Annotated in this window: 16 protein-coding genes; 6 read left to right on the top strand and 10 right to left on the bottom strand. The window is 62.9% G+C overall.

The features are described from left to right. Nucleotides 1-145: 145 nt before the first annotated feature. Together ACFO0A_RS12930 and ACFO0A_RS12935 are read right to left on the bottom strand one after the other, a co-directional pair. On the bottom strand, nt 146-1,132 hold the full coding sequence (locus tag ACFO0A_RS12930) for an asparaginase (protein ID WP_379539414.1): 987 nt from the start codon (nt 1,130-1,132) through the stop codon (nt 146-148). A 6-nt stretch (nt 1,133-1,138) separates the two neighbouring features. Next, a complete protein-coding gene (locus ACFO0A_RS12935) occupies nt 1,139-2,386 on the bottom strand; it encodes an MFS transporter (RefSeq protein WP_379539415.1) in 1,248 nt (415 codons plus the stop codon). 223 nt (nt 2,387-2,609) lie between these two features. Here ACFO0A_RS12935 and ACFO0A_RS12940 point away from each other — a divergent pair, with 223 nt between their 5' ends. Next, nucleotides 2,610-5,054 carry a TonB-dependent receptor gene (locus ACFO0A_RS12940; protein WP_379539416.1) on the top strand — a complete coding sequence of 815 codons (2,445 nt, stop codon included), beginning with the start codon at nt 2,610-2,612 and terminating at the stop codon, nt 5,052-5,054. 301 nt (nt 5,055-5,355) lie between these two features. Here ACFO0A_RS12940 and ACFO0A_RS12945 read toward each other — a convergent pair whose 3' ends face one another. Beyond that, complete coding sequence (locus ACFO0A_RS12945) at nt 5,356-6,402, bottom strand: nuclear transport factor 2 family protein (RefSeq protein ID WP_379539417.1); 1,047 nt, start codon at nt 6,400-6,402, stop codon at nt 5,356-5,358. A gap of 51 nt (nt 6,403-6,453) precedes the next feature. Next, nucleotides 6,454-7,587 (bottom strand): LacI family DNA-binding transcriptional regulator, encoded by a 1,134-nt coding sequence (locus ACFO0A_RS12950; RefSeq protein ID WP_379539418.1) that lies wholly within the window; start codon nt 7,585-7,587, stop codon nt 6,454-6,456. A gap of 58 nt (nt 7,588-7,645) precedes the next feature. Between ACFO0A_RS12950 and ACFO0A_RS12955 the strand changes: the two genes are divergently transcribed. The 5 genes from ACFO0A_RS12955 to otnC are packed head-to-tail and all read left to right on the top strand — an operon-like array spanning nt 7,646 to nt 12,077. Continuing rightward, nucleotides 7,646-8,767, top strand: a complete 1,122-nt coding sequence (locus ACFO0A_RS12955; RefSeq protein ID WP_379539419.1) for a cupin domain-containing protein — start codon at nt 7,646-7,648, stop codon at nt 8,765-8,767. Between the two features lies 1 nt (nt 8,768). Further along, nucleotides 8,769-9,527, top strand: a complete 759-nt coding sequence (locus tag ACFO0A_RS12960; RefSeq protein ID WP_379539420.1) for an HpcH/HpaI aldolase family protein — start codon at nt 8,769-8,771, stop codon at nt 9,525-9,527. Continuing rightward, on the top strand, nt 9,524-10,216 hold the full coding sequence (locus ACFO0A_RS12965) for an alpha/beta fold hydrolase (RefSeq protein ID WP_379539421.1): 693 nt from the start codon (nt 9,524-9,526) through the stop codon (nt 10,214-10,216). The genes ACFO0A_RS12960 and ACFO0A_RS12965 overlap by 4 nt, the downstream gene beginning before the upstream one ends. Then, the gene (gene otnK, locus ACFO0A_RS12970; RefSeq protein WP_417600931.1) at nt 10,213-11,442 is read left to right on the top strand and encodes a 3-oxo-tetronate kinase; all 1,230 of its coding nucleotides are present in this window, start codon (nt 10,213-10,215) and stop codon (nt 11,440-11,442) included. Before ACFO0A_RS12965 ends, otnK begins: the two co-directional genes overlap by 4 nt. Further along, a complete protein-coding gene (gene otnC / locus ACFO0A_RS12975) occupies nt 11,439-12,077 on the top strand; it encodes a 3-oxo-tetronate 4-phosphate decarboxylase (protein WP_379539422.1) in 639 nt (212 codons plus the stop codon). Before otnK ends, otnC begins: the two co-directional genes overlap by 4 nt. Here otnC and ACFO0A_RS12980 read toward each other — a convergent pair. The 6 genes from ACFO0A_RS12980 to ACFO0A_RS13005 are packed head-to-tail and all read right to left on the bottom strand — an operon-like array spanning nt 12,052 to nt 18,818. Beyond that, nucleotides 12,052-12,951, bottom strand: a complete 900-nt coding sequence (locus tag ACFO0A_RS12980) for a bifunctional 5,10-methylenetetrahydrofolate dehydrogenase/5,10-methenyltetrahydrofolate cyclohydrolase (protein WP_379539423.1) — start codon at nt 12,949-12,951, stop codon at nt 12,052-12,054. The two genes, otnC and ACFO0A_RS12980, sit on opposite strands and share 26 nt — an antisense overlap. 4 nt (nt 12,952-12,955) lie before the next feature. Further along, the gene (purU, locus tag ACFO0A_RS12985; protein WP_379539424.1) at nt 12,956-13,807 is read right to left on the bottom strand and encodes a formyltetrahydrofolate deformylase; all 852 of its coding nucleotides are present in this window, start codon (nt 13,805-13,807) and stop codon (nt 12,956-12,958) included. Between the two features lie 30 nt (nt 13,808-13,837). Next, nucleotides 13,838-14,380, bottom strand: coding sequence for a hypothetical protein (locus ACFO0A_RS12990; protein ID WP_379539425.1), 543 nt, complete (start codon nt 14,378-14,380; stop codon nt 13,838-13,840). Continuing rightward, nucleotides 14,373-17,291: a sarcosine oxidase subunit alpha family protein gene (locus tag ACFO0A_RS12995; RefSeq protein WP_379539426.1), complete on the bottom strand. Its 2,919-nt coding sequence runs from the start codon at nt 17,289-17,291 to the stop codon at nt 14,373-14,375. The genes ACFO0A_RS12990 and ACFO0A_RS12995 overlap by 8 nt, the downstream gene beginning before the upstream one ends. Beyond that, complete coding sequence (locus tag ACFO0A_RS13000; protein ID WP_379539427.1) at nt 17,288-17,548, bottom strand: sarcosine oxidase subunit delta; 261 nt, start codon at nt 17,546-17,548, stop codon at nt 17,288-17,290. The genes ACFO0A_RS12995 and ACFO0A_RS13000 overlap by 4 nt, the downstream gene beginning before the upstream one ends. Before the next feature lie 10 nt (nt 17,549-17,558). Beyond that, complete coding sequence (locus ACFO0A_RS13005; protein ID WP_379539428.1) at nt 17,559-18,818, bottom strand: sarcosine oxidase subunit beta family protein; 1,260 nt, start codon at nt 18,816-18,818, stop codon at nt 17,559-17,561.

Genomic DNA, 18,818 nt, shown 5'->3' on the forward strand with positions numbered 1-18,818 from the left:
ACCAACGGGTGCAATTACTCTGACAGAGCCTCTGCGAGGCATCGGGCCGCCCTGCCCTCAGATGATTGCCAGCTGGTGCATTAGCTCTAACAGAGCCATTTGCTCTGACACACTCGCTATGACAGATCTGTCGCTAGCAGCTGTCTCATTGGCCTGAACGAGTCTCCTCGAAGCGCATGCCCCGGCTGATCAGCAGTTGCAGCAGGATGCGCGCCTGCGCCGGACGCCAGCGGCCGCCATTGAGAATGCCGCGTTTGCCGAGGTCTATATCGCCGCCCGCATAGGCATAACTGTTGCTGAGCGTAGGGCCCATGCCGACCCGGCTGGTCATGACCACGGGCTTGATGCGCGCCAGCCGTTCGAGTTCTTGCGCCGCCCGAGCCGACACGTGCCCACCACCGACGCCGCTAATAACCAGCGCGTCGATCTCGGCCGCCTCGAACAGGCGAATGGCTTCTGGCTCCAGGTCCAGCCCGGCTTGCAGGATCGGCACGACCGGAATGCGCCCGTCCGCCGTCTCGCCGAGCGTCAGTTGCGGCAGGTCGACCAGCGCGGCCATTTCGAAACGCACCACGTCCTCGGTCACGTGGCCGAGCGGGCCGTAAGGCTCGGAGGAAAAGGCGTGCGGCCGGCCGCTGTGGACCTTGCGTACGAAGTGCCCGGCGTGAATCTCGTCGCCGAACAGGACCATCACCCCATGCCGCCTGGCATCGGGATGGCTTGCAACTCGGATCGCGTTGGCGAGGTTGGCCGGCCCGTCTGCGCCGATGCTGTCGGCGCTGCGCATGGCGCCGGTGACGACTACAGGAATGGCCCCGCGCTCCATCAGCCCCAGCGCGAAGGCGGTTTCCTCCAGCGTATCGGTACCGTGGGTCACGACCACACCGGTCACGCCGTCTGCCTCGGCCTTGGCAATCGCGCGGCACAAGTCAGCGACATCGGCCAGTGTCACGCTCGCGCTCGGCTTCAGCGTAAGGTCCTGCCGCTCAACGCGTACGCCAGACGGCGAAGGCGTACTTCCGGCCAGTTCGTCGGCCCCGTCACGCGGCGTAGAGCCTTGTCCCTCCTCCCGCCGCATGGCGATGGTGCCGCCCATGGCGATCAGGCGAATGCGAATGGAATCGCTGGTCATTTTAGGTTACCTGGAGGGCTCTACGACAAGTGCCTTTGGCGAGGCAGCATAACGATAGGTTTCGGGCAGACGCAGCCAGATAAGCGCGGCAATAGTAAATACGACGCTTGCGACTGTCATGGTCAGCGACAACCCTACAACCTCAGCCATTTGCCCGGTTATAAGCGGCGCGACAAAACTCACGATACGGCCCCATTGAAAGATCGATGCGGCCGTCGATTTGAGGTGATGAGGGTAGAGTTCCGCCAGCCACGGACCCCAAACCACGCTGCATGCTAGACAGGTGCCATAACCGAAAGCGACCAGGTTCAGCACCATCGGCGAGATTGGTGCATAGAGGTATACGAGAATAAGGCCTGCCGTCAGGAAGAAGCCGAGTGCAGCGGCCCGGCGTCCGAAGCGGTCACCGATCCAGCCCCAGAAGAATCCGCCCAGTAGGCTGCCGGCAAACATCCACGACACCGAGACGCCAATGGCACTGTCGTTCAGGCCGCGCTCGTCCTTGAGATAGGTCGTCGCCCAGCCGCTGAAGGCCTGGTAAGCGAAGAAATTCAGTCCGGACACCAGTGTCAGCATAATGGTCTGCTTGCGAAAGACGGGTGAGAACAACTCCTTGACCGGAAATCCGCCTGCGCGGAGCCCCTCGTGTGCCGGCGCACCGAATGCGATCAGCTTGCGATCGTTTGGTATTACCAGCGGCGCGAAAGCGGCCATCGCGATCGGGAAAATACCGACCCAGAGAAGTAGGTGCCAGTCGAGTCCGAGCGAAAAGACGGTAGCGGAGGCAAAGCCAAGCAGCGAAACGGCGAGGTAGGACGACCCCATGATCACCGATGCAACCCGGCCGCGCACCGCAGGACCGAACAGGGCGGCATAGATACCCACCGTGATCGGATACATCGAGCCGGTGAAATAGCCGAGCACGAAGCGCTGGCACAGGACCTGCACATAGCTGGTGACCAGGGTGCCCAGAATCAGCATGATACCGAAACCGACCATCACGGCCATCAAGGCATTACGGCGGCCGAACCGGTCGGCAAGCTGGCCATTGATAACGGCGCCGAGCAGGGCACCCAGCGCCTGTGCGCTGTAGAGTGACCCGGCCTGCGTCAGGGAGAGGCCCAAGTCGGCCGCGATGTAGGGGCGCAGGACATCGACGGTGTTCCACGACCAGCTGTAGAGAATGTAGGCCAAAGCCAGAAATGCGAGCGCGCAAATCCTGCGGCCCAAGGCCATGTCTTCCGCGCGTTGCATCCATCATCCTTACATCGGTGTCGAGGCGATGCTGCCTCCGATTGAAATGGGATGCAAGGTTATTTGCCGAAATCCCAAAAAACCACAGCTGTATTCCAGACATAGGAAACCATCTTATTGATTTTGTGGCCTCTTTTTTAATTGCTGAATTTTGCATTCGGATTACAGTCTAGGGGCGAGGCATCGCAATGCCCGTCGATAATCCGAACAGGGGACCATGTTCATGAGCCGCACAACTTTCCGGACAACCACCGCAAGCATCGCTCTCGCCACCGCGCTCCTCCCGGCGGTCGCCTTCGCGCAGGAAGCCCCCGCTTCCGATTCCGCGACTGCGGCCAGTGCAAGCGAAGGCCTCGACGAAATCGTCGTCACTGCGAACAAGCGTGCCCAGAACCTGCAGGACGTCAGTGCCAGTGTGCAGGCGCTGACCGGCGAAGACCTTGCCAAGGCCGGCATCAACGACGTGTCGCGGCTCGAGCAGATGGCTCCTGGCCTCGTTTTCGCCAAGGGTGGAAACGATGCCAAGATCGCCTTGCGCGGTGCCAACTCGAACAGCACGTTCGGTGACAACTCCTCCATCGTCGGCGTCTTTGTCGATGGCGTGTATAAGCCGCGCGCTTCGCAGCAGACCCGCGCCTTTTTCGACGTGGAGCGGATCGAAGTGTTGCGTGGGCCGCAGGGTACGCTCTACGGCCGCAACACTCTCGGCGGTGCGATCAACCTCTACTCCAAGGCGCCCGACCTCTCGATCCGCGGCGTCTCGGGCGGCATCGACAGCCGGTTCAGCCGCTTCAACGAGTTCCGCAATGAGATGTTTGTCAACGCCGGCATAACCGAAGACGTCGGCGTGCGCGTTGCGGTGCTGACCGACAACAGCGATGGCTGGGTCAAGAATCTCAATGGCCGCAATCTGGGCATTGCGAACACCTTCTCGGTCCGCGGTTCGGCCCGCTACAAGCCGAGCAGCGATCTGGAGGTGATCCTGCGAGTTTCGTCGATTTCGGAAAAAGGCAACCCAGCCGGAATGTTCGCCATTAACGGCGCCTGCCGAACCGTCCAGCCGAACGGCCTGACCGATCCCTTTGGCCCCCAATTCGATTGCCAGAACCCGCGCCGCGGTTCGGGCGGGACGGTCGCCTTCGACATGCTAGACGGCAAACCCGGCATGTCGAACAAGGACCGCCGCACCGTATCGCGCGACTTCGTCAACAAAGACAGCTTGCGCGAAACCAACGCCACGCTTGATGTGACGGCAGGACTCGGCAGCATGCAACTGCGCTCGATCAGTTCCTACACCAATTATACATCGCTGCTCGGCAACGACGCGGACTACAGCTCCAATCCCAATGCACGCGAATGGGTGGAGGAAAACAACAAGTCGTATACGCAGGAACTGCAGCTGATCTCGCAGTGGGACGGCCCCCTGAGCATGACTGTAGGCGCGTACGCGTCCTACGACGAACTTTTCTTCTCCTATTCTTCACTGCGCCATACGCGGGATAATCTTTTGGCTCGGCCAACGGCTACGTCAACGAACGGCGTGACCCTGCCGGTCCAGACTGGCACGCCGCTGCTTTCGCTCGACAACGTTATCAACAACGCGTCGAACAACACGCAGGTCATCGATTCGCGCTACCTAGGTGCTTTCGGCGAAGTGACGTTCGCCATCATGCCCGAATGGCGTGTCATCGGCGGCGTGCGCTACAACAACGAGCGCAAGCACGCTAAGAACGGCAACGCGATATATGTCGGCAGCCTGACTCCGAGTACCCCGCCGACCGACCCGCGCGAGGTCTTCCCATTTGACTTCGCTACCGCCACGGCGAAGAGCGACGTGCGCGCTACGTTCGAGAACGTGACCTGGCGCGCGGGCACCGAATTCGACGTGGCCGACGACGTCATGGCTTACTTCACCGCCTCGACAGGCTTCCTGTCGGGCGCGATGAATCAGAACGGCTCAGTCACCCAGCCGCAAAAGTCCCGTTCGTTCGAACTCGGCCTCAAATCGCGCTTCTGGGATAGCCGGGCGGAACTGAACATCGCGCTGTTCAAGGCGCGCTATTCGGATCTGGCCACGACGTTCCAGGTGGCGAACCCAGCCAACCCCGGATCGTTCATCACGATGTCGTCGAACGGCGGCGTGCTGAACGCCAAGGGCGTCGAAGTCACCGGTGCCCTGCTGCCGGTCGACCGCTGGAAGATTTCATTCGGTGCGTCTCTGCTCGATGCCAAGTACGGCAAATTCGGCATAAACCTGCCGGGCGGTTTCCAGGTGCTCAACGGCGCAGTCCCGGCCAGCCGCTTCATCGACCTGTCGGGCTATCGTCCGCCTTATACCCCCAAGTTCAGCTTCACGATCGGCACCAGCTATGACATTGACGTCGGCTTCGGCTATCTGACGCCGCAGGCGCAAATGCGCTATTCGAGCAGCTTCTTTGCCCATGGCGGCCTGCCGTTCGACCTGTCCGGCTACCAGCCTAGCTTCACTCAGACGGACGTACGCCTTGCCCTTTCGGACTACGAAGGCCGCTATGGCGTCGAATTCTTCGTCGAAAACATCGAGGACGAGATGCTCAACCAGCGCACGCAAACCGGTGGTGACGGCCTGCAGCAAGCCAATTGGGGCATGCCGCGCAATTACGGCGTGCGCGCACGGATCAAATTTTAACTCTCACGCGCCCTCTGCGTCGAGCCGGGTCAAGGCCTAGGATTGGGGCAAGAGGGGCACAGCAAGGGTGGGCGGTCCGCCGGGATCGCCTACCCTTTTTTTGCCTTTGGCCCTGCTGTTGCGCCGGAGGGACAAGCTTGGTGGTCGCGATCTGGGTCACGGGCACCATGCCACGCCGCGCGCCCCGTTCAGCTCTCGAAGTATTGCGAATAGCGCTCGCCGGGCAGCGCTCGAGTTAGACGCACAGACAAAATGGGGCGGGCCTTTCGACCAGCCCCCTTAGATGTCCTTTATCCAGAAGTCAGGCGGCGGCGGTGGTACGCGCGCCGATGATCTGAGCCATGACCGCAATCTCGTCGAAGAGGCGCCATTCGCGCAGGATCTTGTTATCCTTCATCTCGAAATGGGTCGCGCCCATGACCTTCACCGGCTTCCGGGTCGGGGGACCGTAAAGCGGAACTCCGCTATAGGTGCCGTGCAGCGTCCAGATCGCAGCGATGCGCATGCCCAGTTCGTCAGACTGGCAGACCACCAGGTCGCGGACCTCGATGCGACCGTCGGGGAATGCGGCGAGCAGGTCGATGACCTGCTGCTGATATCCGTCAATGCCCTGGGCCCGGTGCAGGCGCACCGTGTGGGACACGACCTTGGGATCGCAGTAGGCCGAAACACGGTCGAACCGCTTTCGGTTCCAGACCTCATCGTACATCGCGACAATGGCATCGCACTCAGCTTGGAAGCGATCGGGTCGCCTACCGGAGAGTCCTTCCCGGCCAGGCTCCGGGTAATTGCCGGAAAAGGCGGGCGTTTCGTCCGTGATGGCCAAAACCTCGCCCGTAATCGGAGAAGCGTGCACCATGTCGGCAGCAACCTGCTCAGGATCGATCCCAAGAGACAGTAGCACCGCGTATTCATCGCGGACCAACCATTCCTCGACCACCTTGCCGTCCTGCACGACGCAGTGCGCGATCGTACGCGAGATCCAGTTGCGCCCAGTCGGCGGGCCGTAGGTCCAGTGACCCAGGTTCGTGCCGGTCTTGAGGACGCGGTGCGAACTGATGAAACCCATCGGTCCGCGCTGTTCCCAGATCACGTCCTCGCCCGACCCACCACCGCCGTTGGGAAAAGCGCTCATCTTCTGAACGCTGTTCGTCAGGACATGATTGAAATCGTAGGTCTCGCCATAGGCGGTGTGGACCTTGATATCGTCGGCGTAGTGTTCCCCCAGGCGGCCGAGGCCCTTGTCGATCCAGATCTGGTCGGTCCAGCTCAGGATGTAGTCACGCGGGTCGCGGAAGGGAGCGTAGGCAGCCGGATCGAGATCGGCGAGTGGATCGAACTTGTCCATGAAAATCCTTTGAAAGTTTGCATCCGAATGCTAAGCGGATGCAGATTTTGGTCAAGCCAATTCACTGCGAGCACTGCCGCCTTCGATCAATTCGCCCGAAAAAACCCGCTTTTCGGTTGCCATCGAAGGATCCTCGATTCGGGCAACCAGCATATCGACCGCCGCCCTTGCCATTGCGGCCACGGGCTGGCGGACAGTTGTGAGCCGATAGCCGCCCCACTGGCCGGGAGCGAAGCCGTCAAAGCCCACGACGGAGACGTCTTCAGGCACCTTGAGCGACAGCGCCAACCGCGCCTCGTCAATGCAGCCGACCGCCATGAGGTCATTGGCGCAGACGATTGCATCCGGGCGCTTCTTGCCGCCGCACAGAGCACGCATCGCTCCACGCCCGCCGGCATAGGTAAAGTCGCTGTGTACGACTTGCGGCGCAGCACACCCCAGCGCCTCCAGCCTATCCACCGCGCCCCTCAGCCGCATCCGGCTGACCACGGAAGCCTCCGGCCCCGCGACAATGCCAAACCGGGAATGCCCCGCCGCAACCAGTTTCTCGATCAGCCATCCTTCGCCCTCGGCGTGGTCACAACCAACGCTGTTTGCGCCCATCACGTCGTAGAGCCTGTTAATGAAAACCAACGGAATTCCGCGCTCCCGCAATACTCGGATCTGGTCGATCGAAAGTTCCGCCGCCGAAATGACGCCGTCGACACGGTATTGCCAGAGCTGCTCGATCGCACGGTCCGCGTCCGCATCCTGGTCCAGCGTAAAGAACAGCAGGTTCAGCCCGCGCTCGATCATGTGCTGGCTGAGAATGGAAGTGAAATCCGGGTTCACGCTAAGGTTGGACACGATGACCGCGATCAGGTTGGAACGCTTGGTAATAAGCATCCGTGCAATGGCGTTCGGCTGGTAACCAAGTTCGTTCGCCGCCCGCAAGATCTTGGTCCGCATCCGTTCGGATACGCTTTTGCCCGGGGTGAAGCAGCGCGAGACGGCCGACTGCGATACGCCGGCGAATTTCGCCACGTCGTAGGAGGTGACGATCCGGCCAATCGCCTGCGCATCCGTCAAAGTTACCGGGAGGTCGGCACGCACAGCGGTGTCAGGCTTGATCATGACCAACCCATAGCAAAGCCGATGCACGATTCCTGCATCGAAAATGACCTGAAATGCGCCTCTTGATTGCATTCGGATGCACTGATATGGCCGCGCGACCCTCGCAAGAGATCTCGAAAGCTGAAAACCGATGCCTAATAATAGATTCACCGCGTCCGATCGCCTCATCCGCCTCGAGGATCTGGTTCCCTGCACGCTTGCCTTTATTGACTGCAAGATTCCCGGCTCGGACCGGAAGGTTAACTATTCCATCATCGGTGCCGGGGTGACCCAATCGCGCGAGCAGTTTGTGAACCTTGCCGAACCGCATGGTTTCGCGCTGGGCGTGGCGGCGATGCCGAATGGCGTCACCAACAACCTCCACATGCACTACACGGCCGAAGTATTTATGATCTATCGCGGCGAATGGTTGTTCCGCTGGGGGCCGGAAGGAAACGATGGCGAGATCACCGGCCGCGAGGGGGATGTCCTGTCTATGCCGACCTGGATGTTCCGCGGGTTTACCAATGTCGGGCCCGACGATAGCTGGATCTTCACCCTTCTCGGCCGTGACAACAGCGGTGGCGTGGTCTGGCACCCCTCGATACTCGAGCTCGCTGCCGATCAGGGTCTCTACCTCACGCGCGACAACATGATGGTCGACACTGCGGAAGGTAAGGCGAAGCCCGCCGATGCCGGTCTGATCCAGCCGCTGAGTCCCGCCGACATCGCCGCCATGCGTCGCCCCACGCCAAGCGAGATGGCTCGCCGCGTGGTGCGTTTCGAGGATCTTGCATGGTCCGACGCCCCCTTGCTCGACAGCGGGCTCGCAGGTCATGCTTCTTTTGTCGCTCCGGTCATCGGCGCCGGCATGACGGAGGACCGCAATGCCGTCGCACCGATCTCTGATCCGCACGGCTTCATGCTCGAATATGTCCGCCTTCCCGCGGGGAACATTATCGGCACCTATCGCATCGCGCCCAAGCAGGTACTTATTGTCCGCCAAGGCAAGCTCGAGATCCAACTGGGCGATGGCGCAGACGCGACCAGCGCCGTCGCGGAACCATGGTCGACCTTCTCGGTTCCCGCGAACACATGGCGTACGTTCCGTTCCGTCGGCGACGAGGAAGCGCTCTTCACCCTGACGACTGCGGGCGACGCAAGGCCCGACATCGAGTGGTCGCCAGACATCGTCGCCGCGGCGATGGCCGCCGGCGTGGGGCTCGATCCCAACGGTTATATAGCGCCAGCGCATCTCCTGCCGACAGCCTGATATGCGCCCCAACGCACTTCGCAGGCTGAAGGCCGAAGACAAGCCCATCGTCAACGCGTGGCTTTCCATTGGCGCGGCCTACGCTGCCGAGGCGATCGCGCACCAGGGCTTCGACGCCGCCACAATCGACTGCCAGCACGGCATGATCGGCTTCGACACCGCGATCGCGATGCTGCAGGCTGTGTCGAGCACGCCAGCCATCCCTTTGGTGCGACCCTCCGGCCTCAATGCCGCCGAGATCATGCGCTTCCTCGATGCTGGGAGCTACGGCATCATCTGCCCCATGATCTCAACGGCCGAGGATGCCGCACGGCTCGTTGCTGCCTGCCGCTATCCGCCGGCGGGCGACCGTTCGTTCGGTCCGGCTCGCGGAATGCTTTATGGCGGCGCGGACTATCTTGACCATGCCAACGACGAAATCTTGGTCCTCGCCATGATTGAAACTCGCCAGGGCCTGGCTAATTTGGACGCGATCCTTGCGGTCGAAGGTTTGGACGGTATTTATGTCGGGCCCAACGATCTCGGCCTGGCGCTGGGGCATCGTCCGCTCAACGAACCCGAGAGCGGTCCGGTTGCCGAAGCCATCGAACTCGTCAGGGCCAGGACCGACGAGGTTGGCCTGATCAGCGGGATCTTCTGCAGCAACGGTGAGGCAGCGTCGATGCGGATCGCACAGGGCTTCGATCTGGTCACGCCCGGCAATGACGCAGCCTTGCTGCGCGTCGCGATGGCGAGTGCCGTAAAACAGGCGCGCCAGTGACCGGACGCGCCGTCTTCCTGCCCGGCACGCTGTGCGACGCACGGGTCTTCGGCCTCCTGCAGCACAGCTTAGAGGGCGCGCGGATTAACAATATTGCGACGTACGGTGATGCCACCGACGCGGCACGGCATCTCGTAGGGACCGTCGAGCCGGAGACGCTCGGCGTTGCCTTCTCGCTTGGTTCGTGGGTCCTGCTCGAAATGGCCAGGCTTGCGCCCGAGCGATTTCGTGGCATCGTCCTCATCAGCGGCAATGCCTTTCCCGATGCATCCGAAAACGCGATCAGCCGCCGCGACCGCGTGACGCGGGGACGGGAAAGCGGGTTCAATGCCGTCTTCGCGGAAGAATGGGACCGAATGCTGGGCCCGCAACACCGGACGAATACCGCTCTGCGTTCTCTCATCGTGGAAATGGCCGAAGCGGTCGGTCATGAGCGGCACGCCCTGCAGACAGAGATGAACATTAACCGCCCGGACCTGCGTGCATTCGCCGCGCGAGCGCGCGTGCCGATCCACGTCATCGCGGGATCGGCCGACGGACTCTGCCCTCGCGACCGGTACGAACAGGCCGCTTCGGGACCCGATTCCACGCTGACGGTCCTGGACGGCGTCGGCCATTACGTACCTCTCGAGGCACCCGCCGTCCTCGCTGCGCATCTGTACCGGCTCTTTCCGGACTACGTGGCATGATCCTTGGCTGCATCGCTGACGATTTCACCGGCGCGGGTGACATCGCCGGGCTGATCGCTGCCGAAGGCATGCGGACGAGCCTGTTCACCAGCATCGACGACATCGGAAGCAGGGACTGCGAGGCCGGCGTGGTCGCGTTGAAGACCCGTTCGATCTCGGTCGAACATGCGGTCGCAAAGTCGCTCGCCGCGCTTGTGCCGTTGCTGGCTGCGGGCTGCCGGCAGATCGTTTTCAAGTATTGCTCGACTTTCGATTCGACCCCGCGGGGCAATATCGGACCTGTCGCCGAAGCGCTGGCGGCCCGGCTTGGCGTCGCGACAGCCATCGTCTGCCCCGCTTTCCCCGCGAACGGCCGGACGGTTTATCAGGGCAATCTTTTCGTCGGCGACGTTCCGCTGGCAGAAAGCGGCATGCGAGATCATCCGCTGACGCCAATGACTGACAGCGATATTCGCCGCTGGCTGGCACCGCAGACCTCGCTGCCAGTGAGGCACATTCCGCTGCAGCGCGTGCGGGCCGCCGGATTGGCAGCCGAACTGGCAGGTGCGACCGGGCTGGTGGTCACCGACGCGGTGTCCGACGACGATCTGCGCATCATTGCCCGCGCCGTCGCCGATGCGCCGCTGATTACCGGGGGTTCGGCGATCGGCATGGGATTGCCCGCAAATTTCCGCGAACGCGAGCTGATTGGCGATGCCGCCTTACCCAATCTAGCTCGTCCTGGCCCGACGATCCTGCTTTCGGGCAGTTGTTCGGTTGCATCGAATGCGCAAGTGGCATCCTACCGCGCCTCACGTCCGGCTATCGCGGTGGACGTGAGCCGTCTTCTGGAGGGATGCCCGGTGGTGGATGAAGTCGACGATTTTCTTAGGCGCTATGCCGCAGACGCGCCACTGGCCTATTCGACGGCACCACCGGAACATTCGCGAACTTTCATCGCTGACGATGGTGCTAACAGGGCGGCCCACGCAGTCGAGAATCTTCTGGCCAAGCTGGCGACCAGGGCTGCGGCGCGAGGGATTACCAAATTCGTGGTGGCTGGCGGCGAAACGTCGGGTGGCGTAGTAGAAGCCTTGCGCCCGGGCCCGCTGCAGGTCGGCAAAATGATCGCGCCGGGGGTTCCCCTGCTGGCCAGCGAGACCCAGACATTCGCGCTGAAATCGGGCAACTTCGGATCGGAGAATTTCCTGCACGAGGCCGTAGCCGCGATGGAGCCATGTTCATGAACGAAGCCCGGTTGAGGGACGCGATCTGCGATCTGGGCCGCTCGCTGGTCGAACGTGGCTACACGCACGGCGCGTCCGGCAACATCAGCGCCCGGCTGGACAATGGCGGATTTCTGGTGACGCCCACTAACGTATCACTGGGGACGCTCGATCCTGCAGCGCTGGCTCGCCTCGATGCAACGGGCCGCCTCGTCGACGGACCGTCTCCGACCAAGGAGGTCGCCCTGCACGAAGCTCTATACCGCACCCGTGGCGGCAGCGGGGCCGTCGTGCACCTTCATTCGACGCACAGCGTGGCCGTCTCGATGCTCCCCGACATCGATCCCGGCGATGCCCTGCCCCCGTTCACCGCCTACCAACTGATGAAAGTGGGTCGGACCGCGCTGCTCCCCTATTTCCGGCCCGGCGATCCGGCGATGGGCGATGCCGTTGCAGACCTGAACGGGGTCTATTCGGCAGTGCTTCTGGCGAACCACGGACCGGTGGTGGCCGGCGACACGCTTTTCGAAGCGGGCTACGCGATCGAGGAACTGGAGCAAACAGCAAGGCTGCTTCTGCTGCTGCGCAACGAACGCCCCCGGCTGGTCCCCCAGGCCGAGGTCGACTTTTTCAACGCGCAGAGATCACCGCGCTGAGCACCGGCTTCAGCCCGCGCCGCTCGATGGCGGCGTGGACCGTATTGATCATCAGGCACGCAATGGTCATGGGGCCGACCCCGCCCGGCACCGGCGTTATCGCCCCCGCAACGCCGACCGCTTCCTGAAACGCGACATCACCGACGAGACGGCTTTGCCCGCAAGGCGAAATGACGCGGTTGATGCCCACGTCGATGACGATGGCGCCCGGCTTGATCCAGTCCGCGCGCACCAGCCCGGCCTTGCCAACGGCGACGACGACAATGTCGGCGCGACGGCATATGCCCGGCAGCCCGACCGACTTGATATGCGCCGTTGTCACCGTGCATCCTGCTGTCAGCAGGAGGTCCGCCATCGGCTTGCCCACGATGTTCGATGCGCCGATGACGAGCGCGTCCAGCCCCTCTACGTTCGCTACGACCGATCTGATCAAGAGCATTACGCCCTTAGGGGTGCACGGCACGATGCCGCCCGCCCCCGTTACCCGTTGGCCGACATTGTTGGGATGGAAACCGTCCACGTCCTTGGCCGGATCGATAGCGCGGATGACCTTCGTCACGTCGATCTGCGGCGGCAGCGGCAGCTGGATTAGGATACCATCAGTTTCCGCATCGGAATTGAGCCGGACGATCAGCGCCAGGAGGTCATCCTGGGCGATTGCCGCGTCGAGCCGATGTTCGACCGAGCGGATGCCGACCGATCGAGCGGCGCGAATCTTGCTGCGCACGTAAGTCTGGCTGGCCGGATCCTCGCCGACAAGGATGACCGCAAGTTGAGGAACGGTGCCTTGAGACGCGAGGTCGGCAACCTTTGCTGTCAGTTCCCGGGTCAGGTCGCGGGCGAACGCGGCGCCATCGATAACTTCGGCGGCCACCGCATCAGTCCCGGAAAACGACCGTCTTGCCGCCGTTCATCAGCGCACGTCCTTCGAGATGGAAGCCGATTGCCCGAGAAAGCACGCGGCGTTCTATGTCGCGGCCCTTCCTAACGAGATCTTCCGGAGTATCGGCATGGCTGATGCGTTCGACATCCTGCTCGATGATCGGCCCTTCGTCGAGGTCCGACGTCACGTAGTGCGCGGTCGCGCCGATCAGCTTCACTCCGCGCAGGTGCGCCTGGTGATAAGGCTTGGCGCCCTTGAACCCCGGCAGGAACGAATGGTGGATATTGATGCAGCGACCGCTGAGGAAGCCCGCCATCTCGTCTGACAGGATTTGCATGTAGCGCGCGAGCACGACGAGGTCGGTTCGAGTTTCCGCGACCAGTTGACGGATCGCGGCTTCCTGCTCCGGCTTCGTGTCTATGGTGACCGGCAGGTGATGGAAGGGAATGTCGCCGAAGTCGGTGTCGAAGCATTCGCGCGAGTGGTTCGACACGATGCCAGTGATGTTCATGTGCAGTTCGCCTATTCGCCAGCGATAGAGCAAGTCGACAAGGCAGTGGTCGAATTTCGACACCATCAGCAGGACCCGTTTCTTCGCGCTCATCCGGTGAAGCTGCCACGTCATGTCGAGGTCGCGAGCGATGATCGCCATATCCTGGCCCAGCGGCTCGCCCATCGTGACGGGAAGCGCGAAGACGATCCGCATGAAGAACAGGCCGGTTTCCGGATCGTCGAACTGGTCGGCTTCGACGATGTCGCCGTCGCGGTGGAAGATCGCCGCGGAAATGCGCGAAACGATGCCGCGCCGGTTGCCGCACGACATGGTGAGGACGTATTTTTCAGTCATCGTGTCAACTTTTCCGAAGAATTGAGTGTTTCAGTTAAGCGTCGAGAGCGTCATCGCATCGGCCGCAGCACTGGCCTCGAGCCAGTGCCAGAAACTGCCCACATAGCTGCGCGGCACGGCGATGCCGAACCGGTCCGACGAAATGCGCCACATGGTAACCGGGACATGCGCGATCACGCTGACTAGGCAACTTCCGTCCATGTCGAGTGTGCGCGTAAGATCGACGAAGACACCCTTTTGCAGCAGTCGGAGAGCATCGTGGCCTTCGAACTCCAGTATGCCCGATGCGGCCGACTGGTCGAAAGTCTTGGCGAGACCGTGCAGGCGCGAAGTGAGGTCGACGACGCCGCCGCCTTTCACGATGACCAGCCATTGGCCGATGCCGGTGTGCAGAATATGCGCGTCACGGGGAAGGGCGCCCAGCACGGCTGCGGTCGCTTCGGCGCGAGCCTGTAAAGCAATGACGTGGCAAGCAGATACCTCGGTCCATTCGGTAAGGGTCAATGTCGGATGGACCGCCGCCGGGAGCTTCGCGACATAACGGGAAAATGCTCCGATCGTCAGGTTAGCCACGCAGTCTCTCCCCTTCCGGATCGACGAAAATGGCGCTCGACACGATCATGTCCATGCTGGTTCCGCGAACCGGTGAAGCGACATTGACGACCTCGCCGATACGCTCCGCCCCCCGCGCAAGAAAGCCAAGCGCGATCCACCGATTGAGGGTCGGCGAGAACGCGACCGAAGTGACATGGCCGTCGTCATGCGCGGCCGTGACCGGCACGCCGCGTGGCAGAATGTGCGATCCGCCGGTCACCCTGGCAGCCGGGTCGAGCGGAGCAAGGCCGACGAGCACCTGCCGGTCGGGATCGAGCAGCGCAGCGCGTTCGGCCAGCGCCCGTCCGATGAAGTCCTTCTTTTTCGACACTATCCGCCCAAGGCCGAGGTCACCGGCAGTGATCTGCCCGTTCAGCTCGCCGCCTGCGGCGTGGCCCTTTTCGATGCGCAGGATCCCCAACGCCTCGAGCCCGTATGGCGTGCAGCCGAGATCGCGCCCGAGATCCATAAGCCGGCGGGTGAGCGCGTCGCCAAGACCGGCCGGGACTGCGATTTCGTAGGCAAGTTCACCCGAAAACGAGATTCGGAACAGCCGCATCGGCGCCCCTGCCCACCGGCCTTCGAGTGCGCCCATGAATGGGAATGCCTCGTTGCAAAGGTCGATGTCGGGCAACAGCCGCTGCAGCAGAGTGCGCGAATTCGGCCCGGCCACTGCGACCTGCGCCCAGTTCTCGGTGATCGAACATGCTTGCGCATCGAGATCGGGCCAGATGACCTGCAGCGCGTAATCGATGTGCCGCATCACCGCGATCGCGTTGGCGGTCGTGGTGGAGATGACATATCGATCCGCGGAGATACGGGCGACGGTGCCGTCATCGAAGACGAAGCCATCCTCGCGCAACATCACACCGTAGCGGACCTTGCCGACAGCCAGGCTAGCCATCGCATTGCAATAAAGCCGCTCGAGCAGCAGCGTTGCGTCGGAGCCAGCGATCTCGATCTTTCCGAGTGTCGAAACGTCGCAAATGCCAACCGCCGATCGCACCGCCTTCGCCTCGCGCACCGCGCTGGCTAGCCAGTCGGCGTCGCCCGGGCGGGTGTACCACTGCGCCCTCTTCCACAGCCCGGCATTAATGAAACTGGCGCCTTGCGAGACGGCCCAGTCGTGCGTCGGCGTGAGGCGCGTCGGCTTGAGGTGCTCGCCGCGATGGATGCCGGCCAGCGCGCCAATCGCGACGGGCGTGTGCGGCGGGCGGGCCGCGATGGTACCGACGGCGGAGATGTCCTTGCCCCTTAGGCGTGCCAGCAGGGCGTGGCCCAGCACTTGCCCGATCTTGCCCTGATCGGTCGCCATGCCCAACGTGGTATAACGCTTCAGGTGCTCGACAGAAGCATAGCCCTCCTGCTGGGCCAGGACGACGTCGGAAACGGTGACATCGTGCTGAAAATCGACGAACGCTTTCTTGTCACTGCCGGAAACGACCAGCGGCGCAGCGAGCCGGTCCGTGTGGGTGGCCCGGGCTATGCCCACACCGCGGCACAGAGCGGCCACCGCCGCGCGCGCGTCGATCATAGCCGCGTCGACCGAATTGCGGCCAGCCGCTGCGCCGATAAAATGCATCCCCTCGGGCGGCGCATCTTGCACAAAGGCTTGCAATTGGTCCGACCAGGTAGGCCGCTGACCGAGGTGGCTGGCGAACCCGATATTCGGGTTCCATCCGCCCGCGACCGCTAGCAGGTCGACCTTGAGCTTGTGCGTCGATCCATCGGGGCGCCGCACGGTCATCGCCTTCAGGCACTTGCCATGCGTGCGTACGACTTCGCCCCGAATGATAGGGGCAATAGACCTCTCGACTTGGCCGGCATCTGGGCGCGGGTCAACGATGGCGACCACCTCGACGCCGGCGGCAACGAGGTCGGCGGCAGTGGCGTAAGCGCTGTCGCACTGGGCGAAAACGGCGGCGCGCTGGCCGGGGAGGGCCGCATAGCGGTTGACGTAAGTCTGTACGGCGGACGCCATCATGACGCCGGGCCGATCGTTGCCGGCGAATGCGATGGGACGCTCGGTTGCGCCGGTGGCGAACACCGCGTGATCGGCCACGATCTTCCAGTAGCGCTGGCGGGGCATGCCGCTGACGGCTTGCGACAGATGTTCGCTCACCCGCTCGACCGCGCCGTAACTGCGCCCGTCGTAGGCTCCAAACAGCGAAGTTCGATTCAGCATCGTTACGTTGCTGAGGCCGGCGAGTTCGGCCGTTGCATCTTTCGCCCATGCTACGCCGGGCTTGCCTCCCACATCGCCGCGCTCGGACAACAGGCGTCCGCCCAGCTCCGCATCCTGCTCGACCAGAATGACGCGCTGCCCCATCCTTGCCGCTTCGAGCGCTGCCGTCAGGCCCGCCACACCGGCCCCTATCACGAGGAGATCAGCAAAAGCGTGGCTGCGATCGTAAGTGTCGGGGTCCGGCTGGTCGCTCAGCTTGCCGAGACCGGCGGCGCGGCGGATCAACGGCTCGTAGATGCGTTCCCAAAACGCAGCCGGCCACATGAATGTCTTGTAGTAAAAACCCGCGACGAAAATCGGCGAGAAAAGGCCGTTGATGGCCATCAGGTCGAAGCGGGGACTGGGCCAGCAATTCTGGCTAAACGCTTCCATGCCATCGACCAGCTCGACCACCGGCGCCTTGCTGTTCGGCAAGGCACGGGCGCCGCGATGCAGGGTCAACAGCGCGTTCGGCTCGTCGGCTCCGTCGGTAAGGATGCCGCGTGGTCGGTGATACTTGAACGAGCGGCCGACGATCTTCACGCCGTTGGCGATCAGCGCGGATGCAAGTGTGTCGCCGGAGTATCCCTGCATCGGGCGTCCGTCGAAGCTGAAAGCGATCGGGCGAGCTCGGTCGACAAGACCGCCGTGTGGCGCACGGGTCATGCCCCGCCCTTTCGGGCGGCGGTAACCGAGGCCACGACATGACTGCGGGTGTCGCGCTCCACCACCAGCCACGATCGGCAGCCTGCGGCATGATACCAGTGCTCGCGCTGCACGCCGGCGAGATTGGCCCGGTCGTAGACATATCCCGCGAAGGCGTCCGGCCCGTCCGCATAGGCCGGACGCGACCCAGTCGCTTCGCCGCGCATGTGGAATTCGCCGCTGTCGCGGGCGCCGCAATGGGGACAATCGATGATCATCTTGCGCCCCTCACTGCAGGTTCGGTTGCGGGCCGGAGCCCTTTTCGTCGATGAGCCGGCCCGTCGCGAAACGATCGAGCCGGTAACTGGCGGTTACAGGATGCGGTTCGTCACGGGAAAGGAGGTGGGCAAAGCACCAGCCCGACGCGGGCGTCGCCTTGAACCCCCCGTAACACCAGCCGCCGTTGAGATAGAGTCCAGGGACGGGCGTACGGTCCATGATGGGCGATCCGTCCATCGTCATGTCCATGATGCCGCCCCACGAGCGCAGGAGCCGGGCGCGACCGACCATCGGCATCAGCGCCATCGCCTCTTCGCAGACGTCCTCTACGATGGGTAGATTGCCGCGCTGGGCGTAGCTCTTGTAGCCGTCGAGATCCCCGCCGAAGACCAGTCCGCCCTTGTCCGACTGGCTGATGTAAAAATGCCCTGCCCCGAACGTAATCACTCCGGGGATTACCGGCTTCAGCCCTTCGCTGACGAATGCTTGAAGGACATGGCTTTCGATGGGCAGCCGCAGGTCTGCGAGTGCCGCCACGCGCGAGCTGTTGCCCGCCACAGCCATCCCGACTTTCCCTGCGCCGATGCGGCCCCGCGTCGTATCCAGGGCGACGACGCGCCCGCCGGCGCCACGCTCCATGCCGGTTACTTCGCAATTCTGGATGATGTCGACGCCCAGCACGGATGCCCCGCGGGCAAAACCCCAGACCACTGCGTCGTGACGTACGGTGCCGGCCCGCTTCTGCAACAGCCCGCCGAAGATCGGAAAACGCGCGTTTTCGAAATCGAGGAACGGGGCCATCTTGCACACACCAGACGCGTCGAGGAGCTCCGCATCGACGCCGTGCAGCCGCATAGCGTTGCCGCGCCTTTCGTGAGCATCGCGCTGCTCGTCCGAATGGAACAGGTTTATAATGCCGCGCTGGCTGACCATTGCGTTGTAGTTGAAGTCCTGCTCCAGCCCCTCCCAGAGCTTCAGCGAATGCTCGTAGAATGGGATGTTGCCCGGCAGCAGGTAGTTCGACCGAATGATCGTGGTGTTGCGCCCGGCATTTCCGCCGCCGATCCAGCCCTTCTCCAGCACCGCCACCGACTTCTCGCCGAACACCTTGGCCAGGTAGTAGGCTGTCGCAAGACCGTGCCCGCCCCCGCCGATGACGACGATGTCATAGTGTTCGCGCGGCGCGGCATCGCGCCAAACGGGTTCCCATCCGCGGTGCGCGGATAACGCCTGGCGCGCGAGGGAAAGGAGGGAATAGCGTTTCGTCAT

The organism is Novosphingobium tardum (assembly GCF_042652045.1).
Lineage (GTDB): Bacteria > Pseudomonadota > Alphaproteobacteria > Sphingomonadales > Sphingomonadaceae > Novosphingobium > Novosphingobium tardum.

Coding starts and splice junctions, on each gene's coding strand:
- ACFO0A_RS12930 (WP_379539414.1), bottom strand. CDS start 1,132: ATGACCAGCGATTCCATTCGCATTCGCCTGATCGCCATGGGCGGCACC.
- otnC (WP_379539422.1), top strand. CDS start 11,439: ATGAACGAAGCCCGGTTGAGGGACGCGATCTGCGATCTGGGCCGCTCG.
- ACFO0A_RS12955 (WP_379539419.1), top strand. CDS start 7,646: ATGCCTAATAATAGATTCACCGCGTCCGATCGCCTCATCCGCCTCGAG.
- ACFO0A_RS12950 (WP_379539418.1), bottom strand. CDS start 7,587: ATGCAATCAAGAGGCGCATTTCAGGTCATTTTCGATGCAGGAATCGTG.
- ACFO0A_RS13005 (WP_379539428.1), bottom strand. CDS start 18,818: ATGACGAAACGCTATTCCCTCCTTTCCCTCGCGCGCCAGGCGTTATCC.
- ACFO0A_RS13000 (WP_379539427.1), bottom strand. CDS start 17,548: ATGATCATCGATTGTCCCCATTGCGGCGCCCGCGACAGCGGCGAATTC.
- ACFO0A_RS12960 (WP_379539420.1), top strand. CDS start 8,769: ATGCGCCCCAACGCACTTCGCAGGCTGAAGGCCGAAGACAAGCCCATC.
- ACFO0A_RS12940 (WP_379539416.1), top strand. CDS start 2,610: ATGAGCCGCACAACTTTCCGGACAACCACCGCAAGCATCGCTCTCGCC.
- ACFO0A_RS12935 (WP_379539415.1), bottom strand. CDS start 2,386: ATGCAACGCGCGGAAGACATGGCCTTGGGCCGCAGGATTTGCGCGCTC.
- ACFO0A_RS12995 (WP_379539426.1), bottom strand. CDS start 17,291: ATGACCCGTGCGCCACACGGCGGTCTTGTCGACCGAGCTCGCCCGATC.
- otnK (WP_417600931.1), top strand. CDS start 10,213: ATGATCCTTGGCTGCATCGCTGACGATTTCACCGGCGCGGGTGACATC.
- purU (WP_379539424.1), bottom strand. CDS start 13,807: ATGACTGAAAAATACGTCCTCACCATGTCGTGCGGCAACCGGCGCGGC.
- ACFO0A_RS12945 (WP_379539417.1), bottom strand. CDS start 6,402: ATGGACAAGTTCGATCCACTCGCCGATCTCGATCCGGCTGCCTACGCT.